General features: G+C 62.6%; 12 protein-coding genes and 1 pseudogene. 7 read left to right on the top strand and 6 right to left on the bottom strand.

The features are described from left to right. Positions 1-9 precede the first annotated feature (9 nt). Positions 10-1,455: a DNA phosphorothioation-associated putative methyltransferase gene (locus U1708_RS07980; RefSeq protein WP_332744437.1), complete on the top strand. Its 1,446-nt coding sequence runs from the start codon at positions 10-12 to the stop codon at positions 1,453-1,455. Positions 1,456-1,469: 14 nt separating this feature from the next. On the opposite strand, the gene U1708_RS07985 is transcribed toward U1708_RS07980, so the two are convergent. The 3 genes from U1708_RS07985 to U1708_RS07995 form a co-directional block, all read right to left on the bottom strand. After that, entirely contained in the window at positions 1,470-2,258 is a 789-nt protein-coding gene (locus U1708_RS07985; protein ID WP_332744439.1) for a hypothetical protein, read from the bottom strand. Positions 2,259-2,370: 112 nt separating this feature from the next. Next, entirely contained in the window at positions 2,371-4,203 is a 1,833-nt protein-coding gene (locus tag U1708_RS07990) for a DUF262 domain-containing protein (RefSeq protein WP_332744441.1), read from the bottom strand. Between the two features lie 396 nt (positions 4,204-4,599). Further along, positions 4,600-5,238, bottom strand: coding sequence for a hypothetical protein (locus U1708_RS07995; RefSeq protein ID WP_332744443.1), 639 nt, complete (start codon positions 5,236-5,238; stop codon positions 4,600-4,602). A 501-nt stretch (positions 5,239-5,739) separates the two neighbouring features. On the opposite strand from U1708_RS07995, the gene U1708_RS08000 reads away from it, so the two are divergent. After that, complete coding sequence (locus tag U1708_RS08000) at positions 5,740-6,993, top strand: PD-(D/E)XK nuclease family protein (protein WP_332744444.1); 1,254 nt, start codon at positions 5,740-5,742, stop codon at positions 6,991-6,993. Next, a complete protein-coding gene (locus U1708_RS08005; protein ID WP_332744446.1) occupies positions 6,990-8,747 on the top strand; it encodes a patatin-like phospholipase domain-containing protein in 1,758 nt (585 codons plus the stop codon). Before U1708_RS08000 ends, U1708_RS08005 begins: the two co-directional genes overlap by 4 nt. Positions 8,748-8,832: 85 nt before the next feature. Here the strand turns inward: U1708_RS08005 and U1708_RS08010 are convergent, their stop codons facing one another. Continuing rightward, complete coding sequence (locus U1708_RS08010; RefSeq protein WP_332744448.1) at positions 8,833-9,030, bottom strand: hypothetical protein; 198 nt, start codon at positions 9,028-9,030, stop codon at positions 8,833-8,835. A gap of 12 nt (positions 9,031-9,042) precedes the next feature. Here U1708_RS08010 and U1708_RS20845 point away from each other — a divergent pair. After that, positions 9,043-9,276: pseudogene (locus U1708_RS20845) on the top strand (DUF8453 domain-containing protein); the annotation flags it as partial. Between the two features lie 80 nt (positions 9,277-9,356). Here the strand turns inward: U1708_RS20845 and U1708_RS20715 are convergent. Continuing rightward, complete coding sequence (locus U1708_RS20715; protein WP_443029999.1) at positions 9,357-9,545, bottom strand: GlyGly-CTERM sorting domain-containing protein; 189 nt, start codon at positions 9,543-9,545, stop codon at positions 9,357-9,359. Positions 9,546-9,606: 61 nt separating this feature from the next. Beyond that, positions 9,607-11,085 carry a TM0106 family RecB-like putative nuclease gene (locus U1708_RS08020; protein ID WP_332744451.1) on the bottom strand — a complete coding sequence of 493 codons (1,479 nt, stop codon included), beginning with the start codon at positions 11,083-11,085 and terminating at the stop codon, positions 9,607-9,609. 203 nt (positions 11,086-11,288) lie between these two features. Here U1708_RS08020 and U1708_RS08025 point away from each other — a divergent pair, with 203 nt between their 5' ends. Genes U1708_RS08025 through U1708_RS08035 form a run of 3 tightly spaced genes read left to right on the top strand, consistent with a single transcriptional unit; the run spans position 11,289 to position 12,681 of the window. Then, positions 11,289-11,630: a hypothetical protein gene (locus U1708_RS08025; RefSeq protein WP_332744452.1), complete on the top strand. Its 342-nt coding sequence runs from the start codon at positions 11,289-11,291 to the stop codon at positions 11,628-11,630. Next, on the top strand, positions 11,627-11,974 hold the full coding sequence (locus U1708_RS08030; RefSeq protein ID WP_332744454.1) for an antitoxin Xre/MbcA/ParS toxin-binding domain-containing protein: 348 nt from the start codon (positions 11,627-11,629) through the stop codon (positions 11,972-11,974). The genes U1708_RS08025 and U1708_RS08030 overlap by 4 nt, the downstream gene beginning before the upstream one ends. Further along, positions 11,971-12,681, top strand: a complete 711-nt coding sequence (locus U1708_RS08035; protein WP_332744456.1) for a hypothetical protein — start codon at positions 11,971-11,973, stop codon at positions 12,679-12,681. The genes U1708_RS08030 and U1708_RS08035 overlap by 4 nt, the downstream gene beginning before the upstream one ends. Positions 12,682-12,801: the final 120 nt, after the last annotated feature.

Here is a 12,801-nt window from a genome sequence, read left to right on the forward strand (position 1 = left end):
GACATAGGCGTGGACATCGCCCGCCACCGCACGGCCCTCATCAGGAACGACCTGTCGCGCCCCCTGAGGATCACGATGGCCGACGGACTGCTAGGTGATGACCGGACCTTCCAGGACTACGGTTGCGGACGCGGCGGCGACGTCCGGCGTCTCGACGATGCCGGCATCGACAGCGTGGGATGGGATCCGGTGCATGCACCCGACGGACCGCGTCGGCGTTCCTCCGTAGTCAATCTTGGATACGTCGTGAACGTCATCGAGCGGATCGACGAACGGCGAGACACGCTCAGGCTCGCCTGGGCTCTTGCCGAGGAAGTACTCGTTGTTTCGGCACGCCTGGTGGATGAGCGTCCGGAACGCCCTGCCGCGACCCTGGAGGACGGCGTGGTCACGCGCCTCGGCACGTTCCAGAAGTTCTTCGAGCAAGCCGAATTGAAGGCGTGGATCGACGAGGTGCTCGACGTGCAGAGCGTCGCCGCGGCCCCCGGCGTGTTCTACGTGTTCCGACGGGACGACGCTCGCGCTGGCTTCCTCGCGCGACGGTTCCGCCGGTCGAGTTCGGGTCCGCACATCCGGGTCTCCGAGAGACTGAGCGTACAGCACCGCGACCTTCTCGATGGGCTTGCCGCGTTTCTGATCGAGCGAGGGAGGTTGCCGGCGTCGGACGAACTGCCTTGTCATGACTACCTCGCGGCAGCGCTCGGAAGCGTCAATCGGGCCTACCGTCTTCTCGTCGCCGTCAGCGATCCGGCTGGATGGGAGGAAGTCCGAAAGGCGCGGGCCGAAGATCTCCTGGTGTATCTAGCACTCGCGAAGTTCGACGGCCGGCCGCGGCTGGGCGAACTGCCGTTGGACATGCAACGTGATGTGAAAGCGTTCTTCCGCAACTACGCTGGGGCCTGCGATGCGGCCGACGAGCTTCTCTTTTCGCTCGGCCAACCCGAACGCCTCGCCGCGGCCGTTGCGGCGGCGCACATCGGCAAGCTCCTGCCCACCGCGCTCTACGTCCATGTCGACGCCGTCGCGGAGCTGCCGGTGCTGCTGCGGCTGTACGAGGGCTGCGGTCGGGCCGTTCTCGGTTCGGTCGATGGCGCCACGCTCGTCAAACTCCGACGCGACGAACCCAAACTGTCCTACCTGTGCTATCCGGGGTTCGAACGCCTGGCTCATCCCCCGCTCACGGAATCCGTGTCGATGCACTTGCAGACGTTCAAGGTGCGGACACGCCACTACGCAAAGTCCACCAACCCCCCGATACTGCATCGCAAGGAGACCTTCGTCGGATCGACGCATCCGCTGCGTTCCCGTTTCGAGCGGCTGACGCGGGCCGAGGAGAAGGCCGGTCTTTTCGGCGACACGGCCCGGATCGGCAACCTGATGGGCTGGCAAACCCTACTCGATGAAACCGGCGTCGATATCATCGGTCACCGCGTCGTGCGTCGTGCGGCGAAATGATGATCGGCAGAGTCTCAAGTCGCGCCGCTCGTTGATCGAAGACGGGGCTGCAACAGCCTTGGTTTCAGGAATTCGTCGGAAGCCGGCACCTCGTTCGTCTTGACCCGCAGCTCCGGCCTGGTTCGAAACGAACGTCGGACGAACTGATTGTGGTAGCGAACGAGCCAGAGGTACTTCGGCAGAACCGACGGATTCGAAGTGAATTTGCGAGCTTCCGCGACGACGAACTCGCGAATTCCGCCCAGCGCCTTTTCGACGACCTCCGAGCCGTTGACGACCCGTGCGCTGTTCAGGAAGTCGATGAACCACACACCGTCGTCCCCGTGCCTGACGTGGTCGCGCAAGTCCGCGATCAATGCTCTGCGCTGGGAGACGGGTCGAGACCGTACGTGCGAACGCAGATCGGCGATGACGGATGGATCTATGACGATGCGGGGTGAACCCGCCAATGTGGACTCGAGGCGATATGCCCTGACGAAGGCCGGACCGAATGCTCGGCCGTTGGTCATCGACACATCGCCGACGGTGGTGCCGCCACGGACGAGCACCCCGACCTGAAGAAGCATCCACTGGGCTGTTGCCAGTTCCTGTATCTCCTCGAGCAGAGCGTCATAGATCGAGTCCGATCCGAGTTCACGTGCCCTGATGACGCTGTCGGAGAACTGTAGCGCGGTCGTCCCGCTACTTTCGGCATCCAAGGGAAGACCCGCTGTCTGAGCTATGGCGTCCAATATTTCGTCCACCTCGGCGGCCGTCGTTTCGTGGACCAGGTCGGCAAAGCCGAGAATGTCGACGAACGTCACGACGGATCGACGGTATTTCATGTTTGACGTTCTCGCCTGCTATCGAATCGCGTCGGGGATCGACGGACGATCCACTGTGAAGGGGCAGCGCCCGAAGTTTTTCGCGACTGCGTCATGGAACGAAGACCTTCACGGCGAGATCGATCATCGCGGCGGTACGCGCTTTCGCGGCCGCCGCGTTCCATTCGGTCAGCGCGCCGATATCGCGGTTCATCCTGATCTTCGATTTCTTCAGCGTGGCGAGCTTTTCGGTGAACGTCTTGTTGGCCGCCTTGCTCTGCTCGAAAGGTGAAAAGATCGTCAGATTGCCCAAGGTGTCTTTCAGCGGTTCGAGCGTCGCTATCTTCTCCCCCGCCTTCGCCGACCTTGGATAAATGTGTTCGATGGTCGCGTTGCCGAAATCGACGACGTTCGTCTTGTCCTTGCATTTCGGAACGCCGGCGGCTCCGTCGTCGACCCATTCCCGGTAGTCCTCCAGCGCAAGAAGCATGTAGCGGATCGACGAGTTGCCGCCTCGGGTGGTGTATTGCGTCTCCTTCAGCTTCGCGCGGAAGAGTGATTCCGGCATGTTCTTGTTGAGAAGCTCCGTCAGCTGGTCTCGAAGGGTCTTCAGCTTGTAGGTCGTCGGCGCGTCGCGGATGGCTTTCGCGTTCCGATGATAGATCTCCGTCATCGGACTGATATGTGCGTTCCCGATCGTCTTGTAGCGGAAGACGAACCGTTCGATCATGGAGACCGCTTCGGCAAAGCGGGGAGGCGTCAGTTTCGTAAGCGCGAGCAGGAGCGGCATGGCGTTGGTTTGGCGCAGTTGAGTGACCAGCATTCCAAGACGATCGCGGTCCCATTGAGTTACCTTGACATCCGACTTCATCGGCCATTCGCCGTCGCCAATCGTTTGAAGCATCGCGAATGCTTCGCTCATCCCCTTCATCTCCTTGAGTACGGCAGTGGCTTGGACACCGGTCATTGCCTGATCGTCCTGCAACTTGAAGCGTACGCGCATGAAATCGTCGGCGAGAGCCGAGGAGGACGGACGCTTTCCTTCGTGGCTTGAAAAATACCACCGCAGGTAGTCGTCCACGTCGCCCGGTTCGAACCGCAGAACCTCATCCCAGCGTTTCGCCACCTTGTCCTGCGTGGCGAGCAGCGATGGAATATCGAGCAGTTCCATGGTGCGGGCGCGAAGGAGATCTCCGTCGGTCAGTTGCACGCCCCGGTCGTTGAGTACCTGAAATATCTGATAAGCTTCCCGTTTGCTGTCTGCCGCCATGAAGATGACGCTGCAATCGAACTCGAGAACCTCGTTGACGAGTATCCTGACCCTTTCTGCTCCAGCCGTATCTCCGCCCTCGAAGATGGTGTCGTCGACGAAGGCGCCCATCAGGGTCCAGGCCGTTTCGAGCCTCTCGTGCGATGCCCGTTCGCTATCCAACGGCTCTCCGTCCAGCAAAGCCTGGAAAAAGCTCCCGTCGGCTTCCGACAGCACCAGCTTGGGCACGTCTATGTAGCTCATGCCGAAGTTGTCGCGGTACGAAAGGTACAGCCGCTGGAGATGCTTCAACGTTTCGCTGAGGAACTTGCTCGCTAGCACGTCCGCCTCGCCTTGCTCGTCGTCGGCGGACGCGCCGTCGATGACCTTCGCGATCTTCTGACTGAGGCGGGCGGCCAGCAACACGAAGGACGCCAGCCGCTGCTGCCCGTCGATCACCTCGTACTGGGTCCGGTTTGAGTCCGGCACGTCGGTCTTCACCGCCACGATGCCACCGAAGAAATGGCTGCTGCGGCTTCCCGCTTCGCGGGCCTTCAGACACCGTGCGATATCGGAAAGAAAATCGGTTACGGCCGGGTCTTCCCATGCGTAGCCGCGCTGATACTTCGGCACGCGAAAGCTGTGGTTCTGCTCGAACAGAACCTTGATCCCATGCTGTGTCGGCTTGATGCCCATGTTGCCCGCCTTTGTTAATTCATCCGACCGGAACGACACCGATTCGCCTCGACGTCATCCTACATCGCAATCCTTCAGCGGGAAGTGTTTGACCCATTTCGGACCAATAGAGAGAAGCTAACGCCGCTTGAAGCGACGGTGGCGTAGGCTCGTCAGCATGCCGTTAATTGAACGCGCTAAAGCCAATTTCGGAGGCCTGAGCCATTTGTCTTCGAGGAGGTCGGTCACTTCTCGGCCTTGCGACCGAACGGGTTTAAGGCTCCAGATGCCGTAGACGCTCCATCGATGGCCTGGCCGTTGAACGGCTCTTGCGCGGGTCTCGGAAGCCGGTGTTCGCGGCCTTGGACCGCCATCGCACGCGAACCCGGTAGCGCGACGGAGCTGGCGACGAAACCGCTAGATTTGAAACTCGGGCAACCCGGTTTTCGACGTCGCGTCGATGCGGCGTTCCACGATGATGCGCCCACCAAGGGGCGATGGCCTTGCGATCAGCAGGTCGCACGGCCAACCAACGTCAGCCGGGAACTGTCGTATCGCGTCCTCGACGCACATTTGAGCCCATTCGTCGGCGGCGAGGGACCCCTGACCTTGCAATCGATTTGCGTGGTTCTGAGCAAGTTGGGTCAGTACGGCGGGATTTGTTCCGATCGCGGCGATGGGCCCGTTGACCGATGATCGATTGCCGGTGTGGAAATCATAGGCCCAAAGGGTGCCGTTCGAACCTGTGGTCGTTTCCGCGACGAGGATGGTACCGTTCGTGCCCGCTGGCGGCGTTACTTGGGATAAATGCAACGGACGGTGCGTCCTATACAATGCGTAAAGTGCCTGCTCCGTCGCGTGAGCGGCGTGGCCGCGCCTGTTGCGAAGATCGGCGATCAGGCCGCTTTGGTGAGCGCCGTTGCCCGCCTGACCGAGAATCACCTCATCACTCCATGAGTGGATTTTCTGCACCGTCAAAGGGTACGTCGATCCGCGCCGCGTGTCGCTCGCCAGGAAGATGACGTCGTTCTGAACGAATGCGAAGACGGCCGTCATGCTTATTCCTTTCGATATTGCGTACGCTGATGCGAGCCCAGCTCGTCATGCCGTGGATATCGAGCGTGTGCACGCCCGTTTCGATCGGAACTGGATCGTCTAGACGATGTTACCGAGGCCCCCTATCGTTCGTCGCGCAACTAAGTAGCAGGGTCATTTGTGCCTCGTGCCCAGCAAAACTGACGACCTTCTCGACTGGATGACGGTTAGGAACGTTCCATCGCTCCTTTCCTAAAGATCCGGGTCGCCTCGATCGTCATCACCGAATGCGGAAACGAGGATTGGGGGACCACGATCACGGCGAGTAACGTGCAGACGCTGCGACTTCATCAAAGGACCCGATGTTGTTAGCGGCCGTAGACGCAACCATGACGCGGCAACCGGCTCGGAGTGTTGGACCAACGTCCGGAACGGTTACGCTTCGCATAAACGCGGCATGCAAGGAGGCGTGGTGAAACCACCGTTCGCGGATATGGCGACCAATCCTGACAGGGTTGGCTTTTGACCGATCCCCTCGTCGCCCTCCTCGACGGCGTACGCGGACGCCTGGCTCACTTCGACGACCTGCGACTGTCGCCATCTCCTACCATGGCACCGACATGCAGCGTATTCAGTTTCACCGGGCTGGACGAGCTTCTAGTATCTCGTCTGATCGCGTGGCTACTGGCCCCCGATGGCTCCCATGCGCAGGGAGCCCGTTTTCTGCACGCCTTCTGCGACCGGCACCGGATCGCCAGGCCGCCGCATCGACGGCTGCGAGTCGAACTCGAGGTTCCAACCAACCTGATCGACCGGATACGTCGCCGGATCGACGTCTGCGTCCTCGACGACGACTGGTCGCTGGGCATCGAGAACAAACCGGTAGCGGGTTTTCAGAATCGGCAGCTTGCGGACTATCTGGATCAGCTGCGCCGTCGATCTCCGTCAAACGCCACACTGGTGGTCCTGAAGGGTTGGGAAGGCGATCTTCCTGCTGATCAGATGAAGGAGGCTGGCATGCGGGAGGCGCTCCGAGACGGCTCCCTGGTCAACGTCGACTATGCGGATGTTCAACTCTGGCTCGCCGAATGCGCCGGATTGTCCGAAGCCTCATACGTGACTAGCCTGATCGACGATCTGAGAAGCTCTCTGCAACGTTGGCTTTCGGGAGGCATGGACATGGAACGGCAGCGGATCGTGGTGGGATCCATCCTGGACGATGATCTGCAGCGCGATGCGGCGTTGGAGCTCCTGGCTTCGACGGACCATCTGCTGGCGTCACTGTCGGACAGGTTCGTTCGTGATCTTCATCGTGAACTCGCACCGACGAGGTTCCGCATCATGCACGGAGCAGCCGCGACTCGGATCGACCTGCCGCGAAAGGAATACATCGATCTCGAATTGGACGAAGCGCTTCCGTTCAAGTTCTCCATCGCGTTCGACAAGGCCAACCTCCGCCTGCCCTACGTTGGCTTGCGTCCGCGCCTGGACACGATGGCGACCGGTAGAATCTACGCGCGCCTCCGTCGCGAACTCGCCGCAGCGGGGTTGCCGTCACAGACTAGCTACCTGGAATGGTGGTTCTGGTGGACCTACACGAGCCGGCAGCGGTTCGGTTTCGAGCACGATGACACGATTGCAGTCTGGCAGTCGCTGGGAAGCGGCGCGTTCGCCAGGAACGTCGTGGACGTGGTGGAGGATCTCCACGACCGGTTGGGCGGAATCGGGGCGCTGGACTGGGCATCGTTTTCGAGGTCCGGGACGGGATCGAAATGACGCTGAGACCGGACTCCGACACCAGCGCGGCGCCGGAGCCGGAGCCGAAGCTTCCGGACGGCGAGGCGTTCGCCGGGGCGGCGATGGACTGCGACGTGGTGATGAAGGGCGGGATCACGTCTGGGGTCGTCTATCCCTATGCGATCATCGAACTCGCCCGCCGCTACCGCTTCCGATCCATCGGCGGCACCTCGGCTGGCGCGATCGCCGCGGCGTTTGCCGCCGCCGCCGAATACTCCAGATCGGTCCGCGAGGACCCTGCCGGGTTCGTACGGCTTCAGCAGAGATGCGAGGAGCTACCCGAACGCCTCGTCCATCTTTTTCAGCCTCGGCCCCGCTTCGCGCCCCTGATGGCGCATTTCCTCCGATCGCAGCGGTGGGGGCGGTCGTCGATCATCTGGGCGCTTCCCCTCGTCTTCCCGTTCGGCTCGTTGTTCGGCGCTGCGCTAGGGGCCCTGGCGATGTGGTCTTTCGACGGCGCGACGTCCGGCATTGTGCTCGGCGCATTCGCGGGTCTCCTGTTGTTCCTCGTCGTGCGGGCGACGCGTCTCGTTCTGGTGGATTTCCCAAGGAGTGGCTTCGGCCTTTGCACGGGACTTTCCGAACCGCACGGGAATGGGCCGGCCATCACCGATTGGATGCACGAGGCGCTTCAGTTCATAGCGTTCGGACAGGACCCGCGGCGGAAGCCGCTGACTTTCGGCGATCTCGCCGGCGCGGATCCGGCCAACCCTATCGTCAACCTCCGCATGATCACCACGAACCTCTCCATGCAGCGGCCTCACACGCTTCCCAGACTCGGTTTGGAAGCCGGGATCGACATCGAGGAGTGGAGGGAACTGTTCCCGCGCGATGTGATCGATCACATCGTTTCCACGTCCGAGGCCGCAAAGCATTTCGACGACCTCCTGTCCGTCCCGAACCCCGCCGATCTGCCGGTGGTGGTGGCGGCTCGAATGAGCCTGAGCTTCCCTGTTCTGTTCACCGCCATCCCGCTCCACGTTCTCGACTTCGCCACCGCGACGTTGGCCAGAGCGACGGGGGCTGAACGCGTTCCTCAGCGGACGAGGATATTGGTGGCTGACGGTGGCATCAGCAGCAATTTTCCGATCCACCTGTTCGACGCCCTGCTCCCCGAGCGTCCGACCTTCGCCCTTTCGCTGGATCGTCTGCCCAACGGTCCTCTGGGCGAAGAGCGGGTGTTCATTCCGGACGCTGCCGGACAAGGCGTGGGATTGCCGATCAATCCCATCGGCGGCGTTGCGGACTATGCCGCCAGCGTGTTGGCCTCGGCGAAGGATTGGCAGGATCAGCTTCTGTCCACGATGCCCGGTCAGCGCGAGCGCATCGCCCACGTTTTGCTGTCGAAGGACGAGGGCGGTCTCAACCTGACGATGCCCCCGATACGATCGCGGGCGCTGATGGAACGCGGTCGGGAAGTCGGGCGGCGGTTCGCCGATGGCGCGCTCGACTTCGACGAACACCGATGGCGGCGGGCCCTGGTCGTGTACGATCAGCTCGAGGATGCCGTGATCGCGACCGGGATGACCTGGTCCGGTGGTTTCGGTGAATGGCTACGTGCGTACATGGATCATCCCGGAAGCTACGAGATGCCCAAGGGTGATCGTGCCCGCATTCACGAACGTCTCCAAGCGTTCGCATCTCTCATGCCGCAGTTCGAGCCGATCGTTGGTGGTAAGAGACGCAAGCTTCCCAATCCGCGTGGCCGCCTTCGCATCGATCCCGACTACTGACGCTTGCGGCAGGCCTGATTTGCGTTCGGCGTTTGGTCGGTCTGACGACGATGGGACATCGATCCCCCTGTTACCCGTCGCTGACTCAGAGCACCGAAGCATGCGGCAGGCTGAATACGATCAAGATGAGCAGCGTAACGAGTACGAAGCTGAGCAATCCCCGAGCGATGCGCGCAGCCGCCGATTGAACGTCCAACGTGAACACGACGGCGGCGGCGAAAATCAGAAAGTTGATGAGCAATGCCGTAGTCAGATTTAACCCGATGTTAAACGAATCAACCATTTTTCAACCTCCATGTCTGAACCGAATTTCCTCTCCGCCGCGCAGTTCATCACAGCGCTAATAGCGATCGCCGTCGCGCTCACCGGTTGGGTTACGCTCATCCTGACGAACCGCAGGATGCGCGCGGAACGGGCCATTCCGGTTATCCGGAAGGTGAAGGGCTGGAGCGCGGGCGGATGCGAGATCGTCATCGAGAACGTCGGACTCGGCGTGGCGATCAACGTCGTCGTTGCATTTGACGACGACGCGAAGGTCGTCGCCGGCGGCCTGCGTACCGGAGAAAGCGTCGTGGCGAGGTTGCCGGGCGTCGGCTGCGTCGCCGTTCGCTATCGCGACGCCATCGGGATCGAACGACGGATCCATGCCGTCATCATCGCGAGCAGCGATGGACCATTCATCGCGCCACCGGAGAGGTCAGGATTGGCGAAGCGGGTCCTGAACAGGATGGGCGTGCTTGCCGCCAGCTGACGCTTGGCAAGTTCTGGCCCCTTCGAGGCTGCGAACGTCGCCGTCATCCTACCCTACGTTTCCGCGTCGACAGACAAATTCGGGTAGGCGACCGGCCAACGCTAATGTTCACCGCAAGTTCCTGATGCCGTCCAAGACCACCCGCGTGGCGACGCAGTCGTCCTCGTTGTAGTCGACTATGCGTTGGAGGACGGACCGATCTCCCGTCTCGATCCATCGATCGAACCATTCGATGGAGGCGGCCCCCGACGGATCGGTGTCGCGCCAGGCGAACCCGAGAAACTTCGCGAGCGTCTTGATCGAGTGGTTCCTCGTGGGCCATTCGGTCGCCTTGGTCACGACGTCGCAGTAGAGGTCGATCGAGCGCGGCTGCGTGAAGAGCTCCTCCACGTCTTCGGCCGGGCAGACGTCCGGATAGCGGCGCTGCAGCTTTCGGTACGCGGTCCGCTCGTACTTCGAATAATAGTAGATCGTCGCATTCGGATGCGCGGCGACGTGCGCCATCGCTTCGGCGAACGCCGTCCGCTCCGCGTCCGCGGTCGCCTCCTCCGCCGTGAACGCGACGAACCGCTCCGTGGCCTGGTCGCCGTCATGGCGGTGGAGGAAACCGTGCAGGTAGACGCAATCGCGCATGGGGTCCGCCTCGATGTCGAAGAATATCTCGTGACCGATCCCGGGCAAGGCGATCGGCGCCTTCAGATATCCGGTCGCCCCCGGAGTCGTCAGCAACTTCGCCCGCGCGACGAAGGTTCGCAGTCGTTCCTGTCCTACACCTCGGAAGACCGTGCCGCGTCCGTCCATGCAGCCGTCGGGGTCGAGCTCGGCCAGTTCCGAAACGCGTCCGACGATCGGCGCGATCGCGTCGCGGGCCGCACGTCCGAGCGCGGGAACCAGCGTCAGGTCGTCGAGCGCTTCCAGTTCCGCCGTGCAGACCGCGCGCCAATGGCACAGCCCGCACGACGCTGCGAGTGCACCGAGTGTGCTGTCGGGAGTGGCGAGGATGGACCGAACCGCATCGCGAGTCTCCTCGTACAGGTCCCACCACGTCGATGCCGTCCTTGGCCCACGCCGGGACGACAGATCGTATTCGACCCGTCGTCCCCGCACGTCCCAGATTTCCGCGATCCGGCCCGCCGACCGATCGAGCCGCTCCAGCACGTCGCAGTAGAGCGCAACCTGCACGGCATAGGATGCCTTGGGGCGACCTTCGCCCTCGTCGTCGTCCCCGCCGTCGTCCCCCCTGCCCGACTTGATGTCCGCCGCGACGTACGCGCCGTCGCGACGGACGAGGAGATCGGGGTCGCCGAGCAGGTCGCCGGAACTGATCCGCCCACCATGGATGAGGGCAGCACCCCCATCCATGGCCTCCATCGTCAACCTCTCCCGCTCGTCGCCGGGAAGCCCCGCGAGAAACACGCAGTCGCCCGGCAGACGGGCGACGACGTCGGTCTCGTGAGATGCGCCACGACGCCAGAGCATCCGGATGAACGGACTGAGCTCCGCGCGCAGTTCCGTACTCCGGTGCGCATCGAGATCCACCCGACGAGGACAGGCGATGTGGTCGTAGAGCTGTGAGGCCGTGATCATGACGCAAGCTTCCATCTGAAAACACCGGCGATCGGTTTGTTCTCGAGAAATGAGCAATACCTGATTTTTGCTCTTCTAAAAGGTTTAATTGCGGCGTATTGCTCTCCCATCGAGAACGCTGAGCGGTTGGCGGTTCGTTGGTCATCTCACGACCGCGAATTTCCAGCCGGCGGCGGCGATCAACGCGAACTGGGAGATCGAATATGATCAATGGGAAGGAAGCCGCCCTCATCGAGGACATGGCGATGCGTCGTGCCTGGCGTGACCTGGCGATCAACTGGGAGCTGGATTGGCGCGAGCGCCGCATGCTGCTGCCCGCCGGCGGCGAGGATCAGCCCTTTCCGCCTGCGGATACCGAGCGCCGCATGCGCATCATCATCGAGATCGGGCATCGTCTCCGCTTCGACGACGACGCCGCTCTCTGCGAGTGGCTGCGCATGCCTTCGGAGCTGTGGTACTGGTTCTCGCCCCTGGAGGTGATGGGTGGCCCGCTTCCCGATCTGCGCAGGTTGCGCCAGTTCATCGAACTGGGTCTGGGCGAATGACCGCCGGCGCAGAGATGCCGCTCGTCGCGGTTCTGGCCAGGTGGGACGCCATCGTGTTTCGCTGGGACCTCGATCCGGAGGAGAGATCCGCCCTCGTCGGGGGATTCCGCGACGGCCCCGTCGACCGCGTGGAGTCGTACGAACTCATCTGCGGGGAGCGCCGGATGCGGCTCATCGTGGATCTCGAACCGGTGCTCATCAAGGTCATCGGCGACGAGGAGCGCATCCGTGGTTGGCTCCGCGCGTCGAACGCGAACCTGGGCGACCGAACGCCCATCGACGTGATGGCGAGTTCACCGGAATGGATGAGCTGGATCATCGCCCACCTGGGACTGGCTGCGTGATCGCGGACGGCGATCCGCCCATGATCCGCCGTCTCGAGGATGTCGAAGGGGGTGCCGACGTTCTTGGAAACGCGACGTCGCTACGGATCGCGGACTTTCTTCTCCGAACGGAGGCGGAACGGCTGACGCTGTTGCGGACCTATCTGCGTGCAACGGTCAAGCTCACGTCGCCGCTTCTGCTGGAGCTCGCGTTGCTGGAAGGCATCTCCCTCACTCGGACCGTGGAGCGCATCCGTCCACCCGAGAACTGGCCATGGCGTCCGATGGACGATCACCTTCCATCAGTGATCCGCTCATTCCAACGGCCGAAGGCGTGGCTCCAGACGCCGTACAAAGGCGAGGTTCAACGATTCGCGCGCTCGTTCGCCAGCCCCGGGGTCGTTGTGCGCGACGCCGATGACCCCCGCGGCAGGTTCGGCGTGCGGCCCTATGGCTCGGTGCTGGGTTTCTGCGCAAGCGTCGGTCCCTGCATGCTGAGCGTCTTCGGGCGCTCGGCCATCATGAAGCTGCCCGAACCGTTGCCGGACACGCTGACCGCGGCGATGCCCGGCCGCCCGGTCGGTGCGATTTTCGACCATCCGATGTTCGCCGCACGGGACTACACGATCCGCCGGGTCATGCCCGACCTGGCGGACGGGTCGCCGGTGTTGATGATCCGGGTTCCGCTCGTGCCGTTCGAGATGCCCTGGTCGGAGGACGGGTTGTGAACGGGAACCCGGTGCAGAAGCGCCTGACCGCAGCCCCCGCCCCGCCCCCGGGCGAAGCGAAATCCATCCCGCCGCGTCTCCGGCCGATGGGGGGTCGCACCTTGAGCCACGCGGTCGATA

The sequence above is a fragment of the Sphingomonas arabinosi genome, assembly GCF_036663715.1.
Taxonomy (GTDB): Bacteria; Pseudomonadota; Alphaproteobacteria; order Sphingomonadales; family Sphingomonadaceae; genus Sphingomonas.